14 protein-coding genes are annotated in these 20,027 nt (G+C 47.0%); 4 read left to right on the forward strand and 10 right to left on the reverse strand.

Annotated features, from left to right (window positions below; all coding sequences use genetic code 11):
• Nucleotides 1-64: 64 nt before the first annotated feature.
• A complete protein-coding gene (locus tag ABD796_RS08945; protein ID WP_344906091.1) occupies nt 65-928 on the forward strand; it encodes a helix-turn-helix domain-containing protein in 864 nt (287 codons plus the stop codon).
• A gap of 163 nt (nt 929-1,091) precedes the next feature.
• Here the strand turns inward: ABD796_RS08945 and ABD796_RS08950 are convergent, their stop codons facing one another.
• The 3 genes from ABD796_RS08950 to bglX form a co-directional block, all read right to left on the reverse strand.
• Entirely contained in the window at nt 1,092-2,057 is a 966-nt protein-coding gene (locus tag ABD796_RS08950) for a LacI family DNA-binding transcriptional regulator (RefSeq protein WP_344906094.1), read from the reverse strand.
• A gap of 98 nt (nt 2,058-2,155) precedes the next feature.
• The gene (locus ABD796_RS08955) at nt 2,156-5,500 is read right to left on the reverse strand and encodes a GH36-type glycosyl hydrolase domain-containing protein (protein WP_344906097.1); all 3,345 of its coding nucleotides are present in this window, start codon (nt 5,498-5,500) and stop codon (nt 2,156-2,158) included.
• 25 nt (nt 5,501-5,525) lie between these two features.
• Nucleotides 5,526-7,691 carry a beta-glucosidase BglX gene (gene bglX / locus ABD796_RS08960; RefSeq protein ID WP_344906100.1) on the reverse strand — a complete coding sequence of 722 codons (2,166 nt, stop codon included), beginning with the start codon at nt 7,689-7,691 and terminating at the stop codon, nt 5,526-5,528.
• Between the two features lie 409 nt (nt 7,692-8,100).
• On the opposite strand from bglX, the gene ABD796_RS08965 reads away from it, so the two are divergent.
• The 3 genes from ABD796_RS08965 (at nt 8,101) to ABD796_RS08975 (ending at nt 11,323) form a co-directional block, all read left to right on the forward strand.
• On the forward strand, nt 8,101-9,357 hold the full coding sequence (locus ABD796_RS08965) for a sugar ABC transporter substrate-binding protein (protein ID WP_344906102.1): 1,257 nt from the start codon (nt 8,101-8,103) through the stop codon (nt 9,355-9,357).
• A 199-nt stretch (nt 9,358-9,556) separates the two neighbouring features.
• The gene (locus tag ABD796_RS08970; RefSeq protein ID WP_344906105.1) at nt 9,557-10,444 is read left to right on the forward strand and encodes a carbohydrate ABC transporter permease; all 888 of its coding nucleotides are present in this window, start codon (nt 9,557-9,559) and stop codon (nt 10,442-10,444) included.
• Between the two features lie 21 nt (nt 10,445-10,465).
• Entirely contained in the window at nt 10,466-11,323 is an 858-nt protein-coding gene (locus tag ABD796_RS08975; protein WP_344906108.1) for a carbohydrate ABC transporter permease, read from the forward strand.
• Between the two features lie 1,277 nt (nt 11,324-12,600).
• Here the strand turns inward: ABD796_RS08975 and ABD796_RS08980 are convergent.
• From ABD796_RS08980 to ABD796_RS09010, 7 genes are all read right to left on the reverse strand, one after another.
• Nucleotides 12,601-13,632: a Kiwa anti-phage protein KwaB-like domain-containing protein gene (locus tag ABD796_RS08980; RefSeq protein ID WP_344906111.1), complete on the reverse strand. Its 1,032-nt coding sequence runs from the start codon at nt 13,630-13,632 to the stop codon at nt 12,601-12,603.
• Between the two features lie 174 nt (nt 13,633-13,806).
• Complete coding sequence (locus tag ABD796_RS08985) at nt 13,807-14,610, reverse strand: restriction endonuclease (protein ID WP_344906115.1); 804 nt, start codon at nt 14,608-14,610, stop codon at nt 13,807-13,809.
• Nucleotides 14,611-14,647: 37 nt separating this feature from the next.
• Nucleotides 14,648-15,415 carry an NERD domain-containing protein gene (locus ABD796_RS08990; RefSeq protein WP_344906118.1) on the reverse strand — a complete coding sequence of 256 codons (768 nt, stop codon included), beginning with the start codon at nt 15,413-15,415 and terminating at the stop codon, nt 14,648-14,650.
• Entirely contained in the window at nt 15,405-15,902 is a 498-nt protein-coding gene (locus ABD796_RS08995) for a hypothetical protein (protein ID WP_344906121.1), read from the reverse strand. Before ABD796_RS08995 ends, ABD796_RS08990 begins: the two co-directional genes overlap by 11 nt.
• A gap of 626 nt (nt 15,903-16,528) precedes the next feature.
• Complete coding sequence (locus ABD796_RS09000) at nt 16,529-17,743, reverse strand: FRG domain-containing protein (RefSeq protein ID WP_344906124.1); 1,215 nt, start codon at nt 17,741-17,743, stop codon at nt 16,529-16,531.
• 374 nt (nt 17,744-18,117) lie between these two features.
• A complete protein-coding gene (locus ABD796_RS09005) occupies nt 18,118-19,284 on the reverse strand; it encodes a TIR domain-containing protein (RefSeq protein WP_344906126.1) in 1,167 nt (388 codons plus the stop codon).
• A 75-nt stretch (nt 19,285-19,359) separates the two neighbouring features.
• Nucleotides 19,360-19,617 (reverse strand): hypothetical protein, encoded by a 258-nt coding sequence (locus ABD796_RS09010; protein WP_344906129.1) that lies wholly within the window; start codon nt 19,615-19,617, stop codon nt 19,360-19,362.
• Nucleotides 19,618-20,027 lie beyond the last annotated feature (410 nt).

Genomic DNA, 20,027 nt, shown 5'->3' on the forward strand with positions numbered 1-20,027 from the left:
TTTAGATGGACCTCAATGGTAATGAATTATGATATATGGGTAAAAAATTGCAAGGGGATGCGCTATGAGTGTTTACGGTTTTCAATTCAAGGATGGTCCGTCTACACCATTTGCTCAAATCGTTTACGTAGGACGGGAAAAGCGGAATACGTATTACTATTGGGATGGGCTGCAGAGGGCTACAAACAATCAATGTATTTTTCAATACACGCTTGCTGGAAAAGGGGAAGTTCGCATCGGGACTCAAACATACCCACTCGAACGAAATTCTGCCTTTCTAGTCGTAACCGGAACCGACCATCGATATTACCTTCCACAAGACAGCGAATGTTGGGAGTTTATCTTTATTACCTTAATGGGGCCGGAAGCTTTGGAGTGCTGGTCCGCTGTCCAAAATCATTCAGGCCCCGTGGTTCATTTCGATCCTGACTCGCCGGTGATTCGCATACTGGAACACATTTATCTGGAAGCGAACAAAAGGTTCATCACCAACGGCTACAAAGCATCGGGATTGGCTGCCCAGTTTGTCATGGAGGTTTACCAGTCCCTTAAATATAATCAAGCTTCGCCCGATACTTGGCCCGAAGTGGTTGTACACGCGTTAAAGCAGATTCAGGAAAATTACGCGATCATCAACAGCATTGAGGAGCTTAGCCGGTCGCTTGGCATCTCCAAGTACAAATTTTCAAGATTATTCCACGCCACATGCGGCATGACCGCTATGCAGTATTTAACAAAAACTCGCATGGAAAAGGCAATGGAGCTGCTTCGCCAAACCAAACTCAATTTGGGCGAAATAGCACGGCTTACGGGATATTCGGATGAGAACTACTTCAATAAAGTGTTTCGCAAGTCAACGGGTGTATCCCCAGGCAAATTTCGTTCAAGCAAGCAAACGATCCGTGTCGATCATATTTCGTTTAATTAAAGCGCAGCAGTCGGTATATGGCTACTTCTCAGCATTTCGCATCCGGTCACCCCGCCAACTTGCCTGTTCAACGCAAAAACGGACTCCCGAAGGAATCCGTAATGTATTAAAACAGAGAGCCCGATTGCTGAGGCATGCGCCCTCGCCTTCATGCTAAGACTCTTCACCCTCGCCCGACCGATTCGCCTTCAACCAGGGTCACATAGATCCGCTCATGCTCCACCTCTTCCCCGGCAATCAGCTTGAGCACCTGTTCCGAAGCCAAGGTGCCCCATTTGCGTTTGGAATAATCGATCGTCGCCAGTCGAGGCTGTGTATATTGGGTCAGTTCGATGTTGTCGAAGCCAATGAGATGAATGTGCTCGCCGATCCGATAATTCGCTTTCATCACCGTATTGTACACGCCGATAGCCATCTCATCGTTCAGGCAAAACACGGCAGCCGGTTCTTTATACTCAGCGACGATCCGCTTAGCCGCCTCTTCTCCTGATTCCTTATCGAAATTGCCCTCAATCTCGATGCACTCCACTTCCGGGTGACGTTCGACCGTTTGCTTGACGGCCTGCATCCGCTGCCTGGAGTCATAAGAACCTTTGGGACCTGACACGACATACAGCTTCCTGTGGCCCTTGTCGATCAGGAATTCAACGGCCAGCGAGGCTCCCGCCTTGTTGTCCAGCAGAACCTGATTGACGTTCGGGTGGTTCAGCTCCCGGTCCAACACGACCACCTTATGTCCGTTGCCGGCAAGGTGGAGCAGTTCTTCGCTCGCGAAGGAATGATCGAGCACGATCGCACCATCGATCATCCGCTGCGGCAGCCAGCGGTGAGAGTAGGAGCCGCTGCACACGATTAGGTCATAGCCCCGCTTGTTCAGCACTTCCTTCATCCCTTGCAGCACTTCCCCGTAGAACGCTCCGCTGAAATCATTTAAATAAACGCCGATGATTTTCGAGACCCGGTTTTTCAGCGTTCTCGCAGCGGCATTCGGCACATAGTTTAATTCCTGGGCGATCTTCAATATACGCATGCGGGTTTCTTCCGTTACCTTCGGGTTGCCGTTCAGCGCGTAAGACACCGTCGAAATGGAGACGCCCGCTTTTTTGGCAATATCTTTAATGCTGATCACAACAACCGCTCCTAACTTGTGTACGCTCTCATCCTAGTATATCACAAAGCTGTTTGCTTATAGGGAAACAGGCGACCCCGAAAGATCGCCTTTGAACCTTACATATATATGTCAATGACGTTAGGATCTTCGGTAAAAAGACCGCTCAGCTGCTGCTGCCCGATGCAAAGCCCTCCGGTACGGTAACGGTTGCTCGTAGCTTCCGCTGCGACTTCCTGTCCGTTCACCGTAACGCGGCTTATAGATTGCCCGCTCAGGTGATAGACGAAGACTACGGGGCGTCCCTTCACCTTAAACTCGAATCGCAGCCCGTCCAGTTCCTGAGGCAGGATCGGGTCAACGACCAGATCGCCTCCATCGAGACGGATGCCCAGCACATTGGAGATCAGCTGGTTCATATAGATTCCCGGACCGCTGGAGTAAATTCTCCATCCGCCCTTGACCGCGACGCAGCCTTCCTTCAGCTCGCCGAAGCGCTGCTGTGCTTCATAACGCGTATTGAACTTCCCGTCGGAGCTGCTGAAGTAGGCATTGCTCTGACGCAGCTCTGCGTTCGGCACCACACCGCGGATGCCGACAGGGTTGATCATCTCAAGTCCCTTCCAAGCCTCGTCGGCCTTGCCGAGCTTGGCCATTGCTTCGACGAAGCGAATGTGCGCGTGGACATACTGCAGGCCGACCTCGCGGCCGAAGTTCGACGCCTGCTCTGCACGCTTGAAGTTCGAGCTGACGCCTCCGGCATACTGAGCCGGGCGGTTCATCAGACGGACGCCGTCCGGGCAGTACAGCTCCTCCTTGATAATCTGGTAATGAGACAGTGCCTGCTCCTCCGTCAGCAGCTCGCCGATCATGCTGCGCGTCATCGGAAGCAGCCGGTATTGAATCCGTGTCTTCGTATCCGTCGGGTGCAGCATCAGCTCAGCCTTGCCAGGCTCCTCCATGTAGACAAAACCCGGGATCACATCGGTGCCCAGCATATAGCGGTTGAAGTCCGCGCGGATTCCTTCCGCCAGTGTCCGCAGCTCGGCTGCCAGTTCAGGCGCCGGCTCCGCCAGCGCCGCGGACAATTGGTTGAACGTCTGATATGTCAATGCAACCGTCCAACTGCTGATCATGTACTGCTTAAGCTGCGCGTTGGCAGGCTGCAGCGTGTCATCCCAGTCACCGTCTCCGTAAGAAGAGAGATGCGTGCCATGCAGGAAATGATCCTGGATATACGCAATTTCTTTTCTGGCATGATCCAGGATAGACCTCTTCTTGTCCGTGAACTGGAATGTATGACGATCGGTATACGGTACTTCTTCCTGCAAAATCCCGTAATCCCGGGTTGCGTTCAGGTAATCGCCGAGCACTTTCAGCGGCCACACGATGATATCGCCGTGGCTTTCTTCCTGCTGAATCGCAGCATAGCGGTCGAACATAAACCACTGCGGCCAGTTGCCGTCATCCTCGTACTGGTGGGAGTAGACCGTCTTGAGAATGTCGCGGACTTCGCCGAATTTGTGCGTCGCCAGGAAATATTCCGTCGGTCCCTGGCACACGTCGCGCGTGCCCCAGGCCGCTCCGCCATACTGCTCCAATCCATGAGGGACCGAGTAGTGGACGAGCATGTTATGCGTATACCACCAGGCGAGGGTGTTTACTTTATCCAGCTTGTCAGGTGTAACGCCGTCCTGAGACAGATGGAATCCGTTCATGACAGTGGCAAGGAAATCCCGGTACCGCCCGATCTCTGCGGCAGCATCGGCTTCCTTGAACGGCAATCTGCCACCCTGCAGCAGTCCCTGGATCGTCAGACTCCACTCGCTGCTCTCGCCTAGCTCGAGCACAACGAGAGATGCGGCAGGCCGCTCGAGCTGGCGTACCAGCAGAGACTCATCGCCGACCTTCATGCTCACACCCGCCACGTTCATCCGGTAGCACAGCTCAGGAAAAACCTTCGCGCTGTCCGAAGACTTGTCCGCGTAGAAAGACAACGTCTGCCCGTCCTGCCGGAAGCGGAATGGCGCTTCATACTCATTATTATTCATCGTAACTTGATTCGTCACGAGGAAACGGTACGCCTTGCCGCTGGCCGAACGGACCTGCAGGTGAATTTCCGGCGTATCCACAGCCGTCAGATTGGTGATGACGATCGTATCGCTCGCGGTCTTGTAGTACCAGCGCGCGTAGTTGAACCCGAGCTCGAACATCGACGGCATCGTCAGCAGACGGTACTCGCCGTCCACCTCCACATAAATCCGCTGCCCCGAAGTCTTCATCACGTTGAGCGCATTCCTTGCGTTCGTCAGCATTTTATTGAACGACGTATTGCCTACAACGACCTGGGAATTGAAAATCCCGTACATATAGGAGGTCGTCGTGATGACATCCTCCTTCAGCCGCGCATTATCTCCGGACATCAGGATATGACCGTGCGGACGCTCCACGCGCAGCTCCTTCTCCTTGAGCACGACATGCTCACGGGTCTCGGTGAAGAAGGATAGCAGAACCTCGCCGTCACGCTCTTCCTGCCGACGATGCGGGAAGTACCGGTCCAACTCCTCCACGGTCATAGACAAGGTGGAAAGCGGAGCCCCGAGCTTGGCGGACGGTTTCCCCTGGCTGAGCGGCTTGCCAGGATCGCGGCTTCCGGCTTGAGCAAACTTCCATGCATCCTGTACGTCCGTCTCAAACTCCAGAGCCGTAACAGCCGCCGCATGATCCGGTCGGAACAGACCGTAGAAGACGAATTGGGCCTTGCCATTCAGCTTCACCCGTTCGGATTGCAGAGCCGTATAGGCGAATTCATACTGATAGACCTCGTTGTTCAGCTCGGCTAAGCTCAGCGCCTCCGGCTCGTTCGTTTCCTTGTACGACAAGCCGAAAAACTGGAATCCGTCGGTCGAGTATCCAGCTACCGGGGTGATCCCGCCCTGCTGCAGGTAAGGGAATTTCCCTTGCTGCGGCATGTTCTGACGGGAGCAAACGGCGTAGCCCTGCTGTCCCCGGCTGAATACGGCATGGTCGATATATTGGGACAAATACGCTTCGTTACCGCGGACAGCGCCTTGATCGGCTAGACCGATATCCTGCCCGTAGACGATGTCCACCTCAGCATCCGATCCCTTGATTTGAACTTCCCAGAACCAGATATGCTGGGGCGTCAGATGAAAGGTCAGTTCATAATCTACTCCGAATGCCGAGCCCTCCCAGGATACCCGGGCTTGCGAAACTTGCACGCGGCTGTTGGAGCGAACTCCCATCAGCGGTGCCACTTGGATTCCTTCGGCGGTATGCAAGCGCACATACAAGTTATTCAAAGAACCGTCAACGGGGTTGGCGATCCATTGGTTGATCATCGTATTCTGGTAGGAAATATCGCGGATTTCCCCACTGCTGAGGAAGGAAAACTGCAAATCTCCCGCCTTTAGTTGAAACTCAGTATGTTCTGCAACTGTCATACCGCTCCACTCGCTTTCCTATGACTTACTTATCTAGTCTAAACTCAAGCTCCTGCACGTCCCGGCTGTTCGCCCCGACAAATACGGAGAACTTCCCGGCGTCGCTCGCAAAGGCCAGATCCGCATGGTGATATCGAAGCTGCTCCTCCGTCAGTTGGAACGACACCTCTTGCGTCTCGCCCGGCTGCAGCTTGATTTTACGAAAGTCCTTCAGCTCCTTGACCGGACGGACGACCTCACCTGAGAGATCCCGCACATACAACTGCACCACTTCTTCTCCGGCGACAGAGCCGGTATTGGTGACGTGAACCGTTACGGTAAGCGGCTGATCCACGGTCATTACCCCGGATGAAATCGCGGGGTTGCTGTAGCCAAATGTCGTATAGCCGAGACCGTATCCGAATGGATACAGCGGCTCATTCGGAATATCCAGGTATTGGGAAACATACCGTACCTGCGCATCAGGTACTCCCTGCGGGCGTCCTGTATTGAAGTGATTGTAATACACCGGAACCTGCCCCACGGCAAAAGGAAACGACATCGTCAGCCGTCCGGATGGATTACGGTCCCCGTACAGCAGATCGGCGACCGCTGCCCCGCCTTCGGTTCCCGGATACCATGCTTCGAGCACTGCATCAGCCACATCGTAGATGCCATGCAGATCGAGCGGGCGTCCATTGAACAGTACCGCCACCATCGGCTTGCCTGCGGCCTTCAGCCTAGCCGTCAGCTTCAGCTGCGCCTGCGGCAGCCGGATATCGGCCCGGCTTCCCGCCTCGCCGCTCATATCGGAATGCTCACCGAGCGCCAGCACGATTACGTCCGCATGACGAGCAGTACGCAGCGCTTCCTCCAGCTGCTCCTCCGTTACCGTCTCGATACCGCTGCCCTCAGCTGTGAGGATGCGCGAAGCATCAGTCTTGGACTTCAGGCCGTCAATCAGCTGCACGGTCTCATCCTTGGAACCGAGCCACGACCACGGACCGAGGATATCCCCGTTCTGGGCAAATGGACCGATCACCGCTACCTTCTGTTCCCGGTTCAACGGGAGTACAGAGTCGTTCTTCAGCAGAACGCACGACTTTGTCGCAATCTCGCGGGCCGCCTGCCGGTGCTCCGCACTCATCACAATATCGCGCTCCCGGTCAGGATCAGCTCCACGGAACGGACGATCGAACAGCCCCAGCTTCTGCTTCAACTGCAGAATGCGGAGCACAGCTTCGTCAATCAGCGCTTCCTCGATCTCTCCACTTTCCACCAGTTCCTTCAGATGATTCTCATAGCAAGTCGTCATCATCTCGATATCGACGCCGGCCAGCATAGCCTTGCAGGCGGCTTCCGCTTCATCAGCGGCCACACCATGCGGGATCATCTCCTTCACAGCGCCCCAGTCCGAAATCACGACGCCCTGAAATCCCCACTCCTGACGAAGCAAATCCCGCATCAGCCGTTTGTTCCCTGCCGCTGGAATGCCATCAACCGTATTGAAGGCCGTCATCACAAGCTCCGCGCCCTCATCCAGGGCAGCTTGATAAGCCGGCAAGTAATACTCGCGCATCTGACGCTCGGACATATCTACCGTGTTGTAATCGCGCCCACCCTCGCCAGCGCCGTAAGCCGCAAAGTGCTTCACACATGCGGCAAGCCGGGTCAGGTCATGCTTCAGATCTTTTCCTTGATAACCGCGGACGAAGGCTCTGGCGAATTCGCCGTTCAGGTAGGCATCCTCGCCTGTCGTCTCCATGACGCGTCCCCAGCGGGGATCCCGCACCAGATCGACCATCGGGGAGAACGTGACATGAACGCCAGCCGCCGACGCCTCCGCCGCTGCTATCTCCGCGCTTCGCTCAGCCGCCTCCATATCCCAGGAGCAGCCGATCGCCAGCGGTACAGGGAAGATCGTTTTATAACCATGGATGATATCCGCCATAACCAGCAGCGGAATCCCCAGCCGGTTCTTCTTCATATGGGCTTGCTGGGCAGCGATCGTTTCCTTCGCCCCGGACAAGCCCAGGACGGAGCCTGTATGTTTGACAATATCTTCGGTAATCCCCATGGACGCCATCGGGCCGGTAATCTGACCATCGGTGCCCGTCCCCTCGAAGAAAGGTGCGGCCAATTGCAGCAATTGACCGATTTTCTCCTCCAGAGTCAGCTTCTTCAGCAGGTCAATTAAGGGTTGATCCGTCATTAAGACGCCTCCTCGAGCATTCGAATATTGGTTTTCGAAACGTTTCTATTTATATTATAGTCACTAAAAATTTTAACGTCAACGAATCAAAATTTTTAAATTATTACGATTCGAAACGTTTCTTTAATTAAAAAATAGGTAGTTGAATACGATAACAAGTTGTTTTATAATGATATCGAAACGTTTCAATTAGTCAAAACTAATATTATTTTTTCGATTTAATCCACATATCGAAACGTTTCTCTTTTGAAAGAGCGCTACCTCTGAACATCTATTTTAATTTGCAGTAGGGAATACGTTTCTATTCCAGAGGGTACAGGTTAAAGAAAAAAAGTTGTCATTACTTATATTTTCCGGAATAGCGCGCACCCTATGAAACAAATCATGAAAAACCGGGGAGGAATAAGAAATGCGTAAATCGATTACAACTGTACTGGCCGGCACCCTGCTGGCAACCGGCGTCCTGGCAGGATGTGCTTCCAAGACCGACACATCGAAAGACACTGCAAACCCTGCCGAGGGACAAAAAGTAACACTGAATGTATGGGGTATGGGGGAAGAAGCCAAATCGCTTCCGAAAATCGCAGAAAAATTTATGCAGGAAAATTCGAATATTACAATCAACGTCCAGGCGCTGCCTTGGGATACAGCCCATGACAAGCTGCTGACAGCCGTTGCTTCCAAGAAAGGTCCAGACGTTATCCAGATGGGTACAACCTGGATTCCAGAGTTTGCTTCCGCTAAAGCTCTGATGGATCTGAAGCCGGAGCTGAGCAAATATCCGGAGTTCTCAGAAGCTAACTTCTACCCGGGCGCCATCGCGACAACCAAGCAAGGAGACGCTGTCGTCGGCATTCCTTGGTATATCGATACCCGTGTCCTTTACTATCGTACGGACCTGTTGAAGGAAGTCGGTTACAACGAGGCTCCCAAGACTTGGGAAGAGCTGTCTGAAGTCGCCTCGAAACTGGCTGCACGCGGCAACGGCAACTACGGTATGAGCATCGACACCAAAGAACAGTCTCTCGCATTCATGTTCGCACGTCAGAACGGTTCCAAGCTGCTCGATGGCAATAAGCCGCTCTTCAACCAACCTGAATTCGTCGGCGCTGTGGAATACCTGAACAGCTTCTTCAAGAACGGCTCGGCTCCTAAGGATCTCGGCATGGACATCGTTCCTGCTTTCCAGAAAGGGCTTACCCCTATGTTCATCAGCGGTCCATGGATGATCAAGCTGATCAACGATCAGGCTCCTGACCTCAAGGGCAAGTGGGCGACGGCCGTGCTGCCTAAGAAACTGAACAACATTTCGTCGCTTGGCGGCTCCGATCTGTCGGTATTCCAATATACCCAGCATAAGGACGAAGCTCTCAAATTTATCGCGTACATGAGCAAGCCGGAAACACAGCTGGAATGGCTGAAGTTGACCAATACGCTGCCAGCTACGAAGAAAGCTTGGGAAGATCCAGCTCTGACCAGCGATCCGAACTATAAAGTGATCGGCCAGCAAATGAACGCTTCCGAACCGATGCCGCTGGTTAAACCGTTCGAGGAAATCGCGCAGAACTTCCTGAAGAGCTTCGAAAACATTTACCGTGCCAATAACAACGTACAAACCGAATTGGACGCTTTCAACAAAAAAGCTGAATCCATCTTAAACAAATAACAGCTTTACCTGAAAATGAACAGCCAGTACAAAGTCAGAGCTAATCCTGTGTATTCGGGAAGACTGGATCCCTTGCAGCGCGAGGGATTCGTCCATTCCACGGATACCGTTTAAGGTCTGACTTTGTACTAGCCGGTTCTCGCCGGCCTGCTGTTCATTCCTATACGCGATCCACCCCTCGCAAAGGAGAGGACCTGTCATGAAGGGATTCACCAACAACAAAGCGCCCTATTTCTTTATCGCACCTACCTTGATTTTACTGACGCTGTTTTCCCTGATACCGATTCTGATCGCGCTGGTCATCAGCTTCACCAACATGGATTTGGCCGGACTGGCCGACTATTCGAACATCAAGTTCATCGGGCTGCAAAATTACAAAGACGTGCTGACCGACCCTATATTCATCAAAGCGATCTTCAACACCTTGTTCTACGTCATCGTCGGGGTGCCTCTGGTTATCCTGTGCTCGCTCGGCGTTGCCTTGCTGATCAATTTCGGCACCTCGCGTATTTTCAAAGCGTTCCGGGTGATTTATTACCTTCCTTCCGTAACGAACGTTGTTGCGGTTGCCGTCGTTTGGTTTTACCTTTACAACCCGACCTTCGGGTTACTCAACTACTTACTTAATCTGGTTCACCTGGGTCCTGTACCTTGGCTGACTGATCCTATTGTTGCGAAAATATCGCTGATCTTCCTGGCGTTGTGGCGAGCTATCGGCCTGAATATGATTATTTTTATCGCCGGCCTGCAGGGCATCCCTAAATCGTACTACGAAGCAGCTCAATTGGACGGCGCGACCCGCTTCCAGCAGATGAGATACATCACGATCCCGATGCTGCGCTTCGCCATCTTCTTCGTGTCCATTACAACCATGATCGGCTGGCTGCAATTTTTCGAGGAGCCTTTCATTATGACACAGGGCGGTCCGCTCGATAGCACGACTTCCGTTGCCTTGTTCATCTATCGCAACGGCTTCCAGTTCAGCCATTTCGGTTACGCGGCTGCCGGATCCTTCATTCTGTTCATTGCCATCATCATTGTGACCTTGGTCCAATTCCGGTTCCAGAACAAGGACACCGATCTTTAACCGAGAAAGGAGGTACCCGTCATGTCTGCAAAATCTCTACAAAATCGACCTGTCGGATCCGGAAAAAACGAGCGGCTGCTCCAATGGCTGGCCGGCATTTGCTTGACCATATTCGGGCTGCTGATGCTGCTGCCCTTTATCTGGATGGTGTTGTCTACCTTTAAAACAGACAGCGAAGTGCTGAGTATCCCGCCTACTCTGTGGCCGAAAGTCTTTACACTAGCTAACCTGGAAAAACTGTTCGTCAGTATGAACTTCGGCGTCTATCTCAGGAATACGCTTATCATTGTCGCCTTCTCGTTCTTCGGCATGCTCTTGAATGCCATGGCTGGCTTCGGCTTTGCCAAGTACGAGTTCAAGGGGAGGGGCCCTCTCTTCTATCTGGTGCTGGCAACCATGATGATTCCGGGTCAGGTTACCATGATTCCCGTGTATCTCATCCTGAACTCGATGAACCTGACCAACACCATGCCGGGCATCATCCTCCCAGCCCTGGTCGGAGCGTTCGGCATCTTCCTGTTCCGGCAGTTCATGGCGACAATCCCGAATGAACTGCTCGAAGCGACCCGGCTGGAAGGAGCAAGCGAGCTGCGTATTTTCCTGCAGATCGTACTGCCCATCTCCAAGCCGATCCTGGCCGTACAGGGCATCCTGACGTTCATCGCCGGTTGGAACAGCTTCCTCTGGCCGCTGATCATTGCCAACGACGAGAAGTTCTACACGTTATCCGTCGGCCTGGCCTTGATGCGGAGCCAGTCCAACCAGAACTTTGCCTTGCAGATGGCTGGGGCCACGCTGATGGTCGCTCCGATCATCATCATCTTCATCATCTTCCAGAAGCATATTATCGAGAACTACACGACTTCCGGGTTGAAATAATCTCCATACCATCCAGCCACACTCCGGCTCTCCGGCTGATTATAAATCGATTGCGCATAACTACCCATAAATAGGAAAAAACCCGCTCTGTGAGCGGGTTTTCAGTATGGAGGCGAGGGGAGTATTGAAATCCTCATTGAACTTGCTCCAGACGCCCACTCCCCGATGCAGATCCAGGTTGATTTCAATTGCGTGCTCCCTGCGCTTCGCTCCGGTCCGCGCGATCGCCCCCCCTGTCTGAAGATAACGCCACATCAGCTTCTACGGGTGTAGTGACAGCTTTGATGTCACCCTAGAAACTCCCCGTCACCGACTTCCCTTTGGGTCTTCTCAATCTCTAATTAAGCTGCGTCTCGTTGTGAAGGCCAATGAGAATCACTTGCATCCGTTTTACTACTTGACGTATCTGCTGGTGAAACTGCCGCAGTTGCCTAGTCTCAAAGTCGAAAAAGAGTTGGGCTCATTCAACCCATCGCGTGTTTCACGCTACAAAACGGTTTATCTGAGTCCCCGTCTTCCGACTAGGTGGGGACTATTTGACGCTTACAAATTAAATCGTTGATCTAACCCAAGATACTACTAAGTGCGGAATATCCAATATGACGAGCACACAACCTATGGATACTACAGTTAATATAATCAATGACCAGTTTAGAAACTTGTTAATCAGCCTAAGGTCATTTGTATTACTATGGAACACCACAATCTTGTTTGTTATTCGAACAAAGTTCTCCTTATTTTGAGTTTCAACGCTAGCACTTGTTCTATGTTTAGGCATTATGACATTATAGTTACTTCCTGGAGATGAACCTTTGTACATATTATAAAATACAAATATCAAAGGATTGATAAGTAGATTCTCACTACGATGGAGGAAAATCGTAAGCAAAATGAATAGAAACAACATCTCATACAACTGCTGTGAAATGGAATTCGTAGTAATCAGATTGAATGTAAAAAAAGGAAGCAAGAAAAATGACAAGAATTCACTCATGGTTGTGTTAGCCATGTTCTCAGAGTTAATTATCATGTTAGACTTCGGCCTACTCTTAGTGGCCATTCTAACTTTCACAATCGTCAACAATATAATAAGTATTAATAACGAAGCCAATAACATGTAAATAAACATACTAGCATTCTCGTTGTTTATGTTCCGTATTAACAATAAAAGAAATAAAGGAAATTGAGCCCCTATCAAATAGAAAAAGTAGAAAAAGAAATAAACGCCCTCCACCACCTTCCTAGTTACTGGTTACATACTTGAAATAATTTTTAGACTAAGTAGTGACAGGTGCTGTCTTGTTTAATTTTCCAAAAGTTTTGAAGTACACTAGCTCCCCTTCGATATTCTGGGCCATTCTATTTGAAAACAAATACGTTAGAAAGAGCGATGCAGTTTTCCCATCGATAACGGTAAACTTATTCGTCCTTGAATTAAAACTCACGCCAGCCTGGTACTCCCTACAAAATGTAGAGATAATACTTTTATTTTTTTTGACATAATCCTTCATTTCCTGCTTATTCATCCCGATCATTGAGATCGATCGAGCCATATACCCTTTATTTAATTCAGGAATTACTTGATCGAATCCCTCTATTAACTGACTATCGGCTAGTGTCGTCATTGCCACTTGCTTCCTGCGTGATATTTGGCTACTAAAAGAGAACAAACTCTCGAAGTAATCTACCGACTTAATGTAATAACTACTCGGTGTCATAAGAAAAGATATACTGTTATTAATTTTGTAATAGTCATCCTTCTCGATGCTCTTCAACTGATTATTAATACGCGTTCTTATACTTGCAGTAGCAAGACTTGTATGAGTCTGACTACAGAATGCCAGTAATTTAGATTTACCTATCAGCAATCTGTGTACGATTAATTTGATTTCGTCATTTTTGGGATAGCTACTTCCTTCAAAATTTTGAATGGTTATTTCTTGTCGTTCTTCGCCATTATCGCTTTCAGTGCTAAATTCATTTTCAGCACGGTCTGCAAATGCTATCTGAATACTATTTGAACTTCTAATCAACCCTTCACTTTTATACCCATAAATATAATCTGGGTCCCTATCCTCTAACCTATACTCATCTACATATTGATCTCCAAGTGAATGAATGAGCTCAGTAATGATGTCTTGATCACTTTTAGCCATATCGATATTCCGAATGTACCACTTCTTTTTCGAACTTGAGACCTTTACAAAAAAGGAAGTTTCATACTTCAAATGATCCCAGAAGTTCGCAAGTGTAATCCCCTCTGATTCACCGCTAGTATCATTAAAAATTTCATCTAAGAGTTTCTCCATACAAACCTCCAAAGATCATTGTTTCAATTATTTTTTAGACACCTATGTAAAGTTAAATCTAGGAAAGCGACCATAGTTCGACAGGGAGCCTCTATGGGCATGATTTACTGCAAAAGAGGCATCTCTACTGGGCTTTGCCTCTCCAATGCAGGCTATCATGCCCATCATTTGTACTTAGATCGGTTTAGTCTGCCGACAACTTGGAAACTTGCTACATCCCAAAAACTCCTCACCATTCTTGCTTTTCCTTCTAACCATCGGAGCACCACACTTACCGCATGTAATTGATGTCGATGCCGCAGCCACTTCCAGTTGTGCCTTCCTAATCTCAGATTTAGCCGCAGCTTCCTGCCGACCAATCTTCTTGCCAGGTTGCCACTTCCCCCAAGATCTTAACTTCTGTTCCAGTAAAGCTCCATGCCAATATTCAACCTTGAATTGCTCCGCCTCAGCTTTCGCTGGTCCTGTCAGATCCGAAGTCGTGACAAGCAAAGTCAGAATACAATCATGGTTTCTCTTCGCACCAACCAATTCCCTCACAGTCTGAACAGGGACTTTGTTTGATACGGAATAGCATTTAGCTTGAACCGCTGTCTTTTCCCCGCGCTTGTCAATGATCACCAGGTCTACCCCACCATCACTCCCTCCGACTCCGACTTCCTTGACCGTATACGCTTGATCGCGGAAATATAGCGCCAATAACCGTTCGAATTCTGCACCAGACAAATCAGAGAACGGAGCAGAAAGGATCGCTTCATCGGACTTGGGTCCACTTGATGTGCGTTTAGTAGTTACCGCCTTCTTCGGTGCAGGAGACCGCTTTCGCCGTTTCCGCTTTTGCCGTGTCGCCTTGTCCACAACCGCAGTAAGGATACTGAGAGCGAACATTATAGCCAACATCCAACTGACAGCAGGTCCGAATGGTAACTTCGGAAACTCTATTGCATTAGAAGCTAACAGCATTGATAAGTATTCCATGATCCACCCGTTATTTTGAATTTTAACCTTTCAAGAACTACAGCGCTTTTGTATAACGGCAAGAAGGAAAATTGCTGCATCCTGTAAACGCACCGTTCTTCCCCCTCCGCTCGACCAACTCTCCCTGGCACTTAGGACATATCCCCGCACTGACCATCTGTTTCGTTTCCTTCAGCTTTCCCTTGATGTCTTGAACATGCTGCTTTCGTTCTTCTCGAGTATGGATCGTCTTGACAGACAACGCCTTATAAATCTGCTCTCTTTGCTCTTCAGTAAGCTGCACTTCTTTATATTTAAGGATAGTCCGCACCACTTGCGTAGAGTAAATGACTTCAGCACTCATCGCTTCCAGCTTGAGGGTCGCTCTTGTGCTGAAGGAAATAATGGAGATAAAGGGAATCCCGCTTTCACCAAGGAAGTTTTCCAGCGCCTTGATATGGCCGTAATTTTGTCGGATCGGATTATACAGTTTTTCCTTACGTTTATAGATGACTTGCGTCCAATATTCTGCCCTTTCGCTCCCCATAATCCAGCCCGTGTAATTCTTCGTTTCGATGACGAATACACCATATCTGGATATCACCAAATGATCGATCTGCGTTGTCTTTCCGTCAGGCTGTTGGATCATGATATCGTGGAGTACGTGATACTCCTTTGGATCGAGCTTCTTTAACTTACTCCGTATCGAAGCTTCGCCGATCTTTCCTTTAAGCGTCGGCGATTTGGATAGGATAATAACGGCCAGCATGAGTCCTGCCATGATGTAGATCAAATAGTTCTCGCCACTCCAGACGCTAGTAAACATACTTGTACACCTGATGGATTTCGTTCTGGTATTTCGAAGTCCATCTCCTTCCTGACACTTCGGCCATGAGATCGCGATGGCTGCCCCAATTAAGAATATGAATGCTCTCCAAACCTTCTTCATTCGTCAATGAAATAAATTGGCTGTTACAAGCAGGAGCATGTGCGAAGATGAGTATTTTTTCAGCGAGTGCAATTTCCCGTGACCATTCATCATCCGTGGGTTGTTGTTGCCCCGCCAATCTTCCGATATAAATGTTTAATGCTCCTGCGTTGCGGTTTACAATCCAATTCTCTTGCGAAATTCTTGTTCCGAAGGTTTGGCGATCCGCTTTGCCAATGTACAGAAGGACATTTGATCCGTATACAGGATGTCCCCCGTAAATCTGATAGAGGCCGTAATCTCTCGTATTGTCCTGAATCTCGACCATTTGTTCCAGAGTAAACGGTCCTTCCCAATAAATATGTACGTGTTTCGTCGCTTCCAATTCAGTTCGCCCCCTATGCTTACCGCGTAAGGTTTCGCAGTCCCGATAAAACCTAAGACCTATATAAATAAGCCTATTGCTCTATTTCGATACTATCCGACATTTTCCTTTTTTGGGTGAAAAAAAAAAGAAGCACCCATTAGGTGCTGGTGATTCCAGAGGCTTTAACCGGCTATATAAAACGCACATAAAAAGACTATATAATTCGACAGCCACACCTACTGGTACAGTGCACAATTAATGGGACGCTGTACCAATTTTATTTTTTTACACTTATACGCCGGAAGGAGAGGTATCGCAGCAAAACACCCTCTCAATAGGGGAGTAAACGTTCGCCAAGTTGCTGTCAATCATGGAAATAGAAAAAGAGACTGGACTGGGGTCGAATTTGAATGGGAGCGTAAGTTTACGTAGCAGTTTTCTCGCGTCAACGCGACGACAGTAAGGAGTAATCCGCCGCCACTATCAGTTAGGACAAGGAAGTTGTACTTTCTATCACTAATACAATCAACCATTGGAACCAAGAGGGCTCCTCCAAATTTATGTACTCCTATCGAAAAACAATGTTGTAATAAATGAATCGATGTATAGTATCAAATGTAGCCTAAACTATTGGTAACTTCATCTTAATACGTCGAGAACTTTGCTTTTACTTTTTCCGGAAAAAGCAAATCATTGTTTAACTTTATTGATCTTGCTATATTGTCAAAATCGCCATAGATGCTCTCTAAGTTTATACCTAAATAATTAAGCTCCTTTAATATATTATTGTAGTTTTCTACTTTAACGGTGATATCAGGAATAATAGATTGATAATTCAAAACACCATACTTATATACACTCTCTACACCATACAAATAGGGCTGGTAAATAAACAGTCCTTTTTGGTTTGTAATTCTATCGAACAAATCCGGAGGTTGATAAGTAAAATATATATCTAGTCTTATATCAATCCTTTCTTTTATATTAATAAAAATTTGTAGAAGATTTATCAATAATGCCAGATATATTTTTGCACCTATCGCTTCATTACAATAGTATCCATATTCCAAATCATTAATATAATAATTATCACTATGAGTGATATTTTCATCTTCAATCTCACTTGATACGTAAATGTATAATTCCTTTAGGCTGTTCACCCCGTCATTTTTAATTTTATCTTTATAGTCAGTAAGACTATAGCATTGTCCCGAAGTTTCCTCTGAATCAAGCTCATCATCCTCATTAATATCTATGTTGCGATCACCGTAAATATCTAAATGATTATTTTCATAGCACTCAATCAAATTCTTGATCCAATGTATAAATTCCCCCGTGTTTTCAAGAAATAATTGCTCAATCTTCACAAGAATCTCTTTCTGAACATCTACATTCTCGACCAGAACCTCAAAAAAATTCTCGTTTTTAGATTTGACGAGTAAATCAGTAATATCAATCAACCTAGTTTTATCAATTAAATAAATTTCGGCATAATTATTAGGTTTGCCTGATTCAGTAGGTTGGTTTTTTCCATTACATGCGAAAAATAAGGCTACTAAAGGAGACCTTGTGAAATCAACTATATTAGTAGGCAACCCGTGATGCTGACAAAAGGCTAAGAAATGTTCTCGCTCGTCGGGTGAAAGCCTTCTTATTACCTTGTTGTAAAACTCTTTTTTCATACCTTCAATATCATAGAATGTATCTGTGTACCACCCTCCTTTATACGGTCTAAACCCGCTTGCTTGTATGCCACCATATGCCTCATTTTGGCCGCGAAATATAAAATGATAATAGTTATTTTCTCTAATAAGCTCTAGGTATTGTGAAACATTAGTTATTGTATGTTCTTGTTTCATCGTTCTCCTCCGTCAATACTGCTTTAACGAAAATTATATCCCACAAATACCAATTTGTCTCATCAAAACATTTAGTATTTGAATAATCCGACTGGACGTGAAGAAGCAAATACAGGGCAAGCTTAGTAGCATCAAAAATGATGATGACAATGGAGCGCTACCCTCCACACAGCATCCGAAATTTTATGTATTCAAAGCCACACAGCAACGAACCCTTAAAATCACTGGTTCCCGAACCACCATGCATACAAAAAACAAAACGACAGCGGCTATTGGCTGTCGTTTCGTTCATTTTAAATGGAGGCGAAGCGTGGCTTGGCAAATCCACAATCCGCCGACTAATGTTGATTAGAATTTCTCACAAGTTATCTTTATCAGGAAATCCCTTTTATTCTATCTTGAATTCTTACCTCGGATAGCTTCCTTACAATATCTTCAACAATATTATTTACTTGAACCTCTATTTTCTTTGAAACATCAATTGTAATTCCTCCGACAACAGATGTTTTATCAAACATTCCTGGCAAAGCATCAGAGAACCAAACTGGTATGACCTCTCCATTAAAACGTTCTTTAAACTGTTCCGATTCATATTTAGTCCAAATTTTCCTAGGGTAGTTCTTTGAGGAAAGTACCAATATAAATCTGGCCTCACTTCTATAAATTGGACCTAAATATTCTTCGACATCCTCAGCTAGAATCCGATGTTGTTCATTTTTATCATAGAAAACTGAAATCTCTTCGCTACTTAATTTTTTAAACAGTTGATTAGCTACGTCCCTTTCTTCACCAGCAAACGATAAAGCTATATCATACATTGTTGAAAAAGAAATATTAGGATACCCAATTTTCCTGGAAAAATTATTCCAATCCATATTTCTTAAATAAAACAAAAACTTTGGATCCTCAATTCCAATAATATTTGAATTTGGATCGAAATGAATAACCTTTTCAAGTATCTGTTTTTTCTTTGTATAGAATTTAGATAAGTTACCTTTATCGACAACCTGACCAACACTAGAACGGTGCTTGGGATTTGCTCTAATAGCTAGATCTAGTTCAAGAGTCCACTCTGAGTTCTTAGAAACCCAGTTAAGAATATGTAAGTATGGTGCACGCCCCCCTCGACGAATCTTCGGCCCTGTTGCAAATATCCTAGCTATCTCTGCGAATGTCCGGTCTAGGTTTTCATAAACATTTTGTTTTATAAGTTCTAAACTTACTGAAAGTCGCTTTGTATCTTCAACTTTTTCGCTTACCCCTGCTTGCAGACATAGTTCCTTACACAGTATTTGCGCAATATGAAAACTACCTTGAGCCGCTATTGAAATTTCTTCCTTTGTATCGATTTCCAAGTTCAATACTGTTTCTCCATTCGTAATCAACTTGAAAATTTGCTCAGGCAACGCTGGCTTAAATCTTATAGTATCAATTCTATTATTAAGGTCATTTGCGAATTTTATCAAAGAATCCCCAGCTTTATTTATACCTACAATGACCATTTTTGTTTTTTCATCATCTCTATCCGCAAGGATCTTCATATAATCCGCTAAAGACTCTTTTACACGGTCCTCTAATCTATGAAAGTCATCGACAATAACAATACCTTGAAAGCCTTAATGAGGTATATTCTCAATTCTCTTTAAATGTTCTGGGTCTCTTGCAGTAAGTTCTAATACGGTATCTTCGAGTTGTAATTTCTCAATTGCCTTCTTTATTCCTGATGTTTTCCCAATACCTGAAGGGCCCTCTACTACGAGCCCTTTACCTTTTGTTCTTAGGTATACGACTAATTTAGTAAATTCGTTTGGTTCTACAAACGTATATTTGGGTACTCCGGAATCTTTAAAAACTTCTTCGACAAATGGACCCACTAATATGCCCTCCCGATGTTAACACTAAGTATAAAAATTAAATAATTTTATCATACACCATATAATGTGCTAATTCCATACAATAAAAGTACAATATGGTCAGCTTCTTGTCGAATTAGTTTCATATTTATTTCACTAAAACAGCAAAAAGGGGCTGTCCCAAAAGTGTTCGCATCACATGGGAACGTCCCAATTTCCACACGAAAGGACCTCAAATTCCACTGTAAAGTGGGGGCTGAGGTCCTTTTTCTCGAGGAAAATTGGTTCTATGTGGGGCTCAGAAAATCACAAAATGACTTTTGGGACAGCCCCTTTGGCTTATGGAGGCGAACCGCGACTATGTAAATCCACTATACCTTTCTGAACAATTATCATCTTTTTGAAGCAAATTAAAAATTCCTCCCCAAAGA

The sequence above is a fragment of the Paenibacillus hodogayensis genome (assembly GCF_039536325.1).
GTDB classification, from domain to species: Bacteria; Bacillota; Bacilli; order Paenibacillales; family NBRC-103111; genus Paenibacillus_AB; species Paenibacillus_AB hodogayensis.

Coding starts and splice junctions, on each gene's coding strand:
- ABD796_RS08955 (WP_344906097.1), bottom strand. CDS start 5,500: ATGACAGTTGCAGAACATACTGAGTTTCAACTAAAGGCGGGAGATTTG.
- ABD796_RS08975 (WP_344906108.1), top strand. CDS start 10,466: ATGTCTGCAAAATCTCTACAAAATCGACCTGTCGGATCCGGAAAAAAC.
- ABD796_RS08990 (WP_344906118.1), bottom strand. CDS start 15,415: ATGTTTACTAGCGTCTGGAGTGGCGAGAACTATTTGATCTACATCATG.
- bglX (WP_344906100.1), bottom strand. CDS start 7,691: ATGACGGATCAACCCTTAATTGACCTGCTGAAGAAGCTGACTCTGGAG.
- ABD796_RS08945 (WP_344906091.1), top strand. CDS start 65: ATGAGTGTTTACGGTTTTCAATTCAAGGATGGTCCGTCTACACCATTT.
- ABD796_RS08985 (WP_344906115.1), bottom strand. CDS start 14,610: ATGGAATACTTATCAATGCTGTTAGCTTCTAATGCAATAGAGTTTCCG.
- ABD796_RS08965 (WP_344906102.1), top strand. CDS start 8,101: ATGCGTAAATCGATTACAACTGTACTGGCCGGCACCCTGCTGGCAACC.
- ABD796_RS09005 (WP_344906126.1), bottom strand. CDS start 19,284: ATGAAGATCCTTGCGGATAGAGATGATGAAAAAACAAAAATGGTCATT.
- ABD796_RS08980 (WP_344906111.1), bottom strand. CDS start 13,632: ATGGAGAAACTCTTAGATGAAATTTTTAATGATACTAGCGGTGAATCA.
- ABD796_RS08970 (WP_344906105.1), top strand. CDS start 9,557: ATGAAGGGATTCACCAACAACAAAGCGCCCTATTTCTTTATCGCACCT.
- ABD796_RS09000 (WP_344906124.1), bottom strand. CDS start 17,743: ATGAAACAAGAACATACAATAACTAATGTTTCACAATACCTAGAGCTT.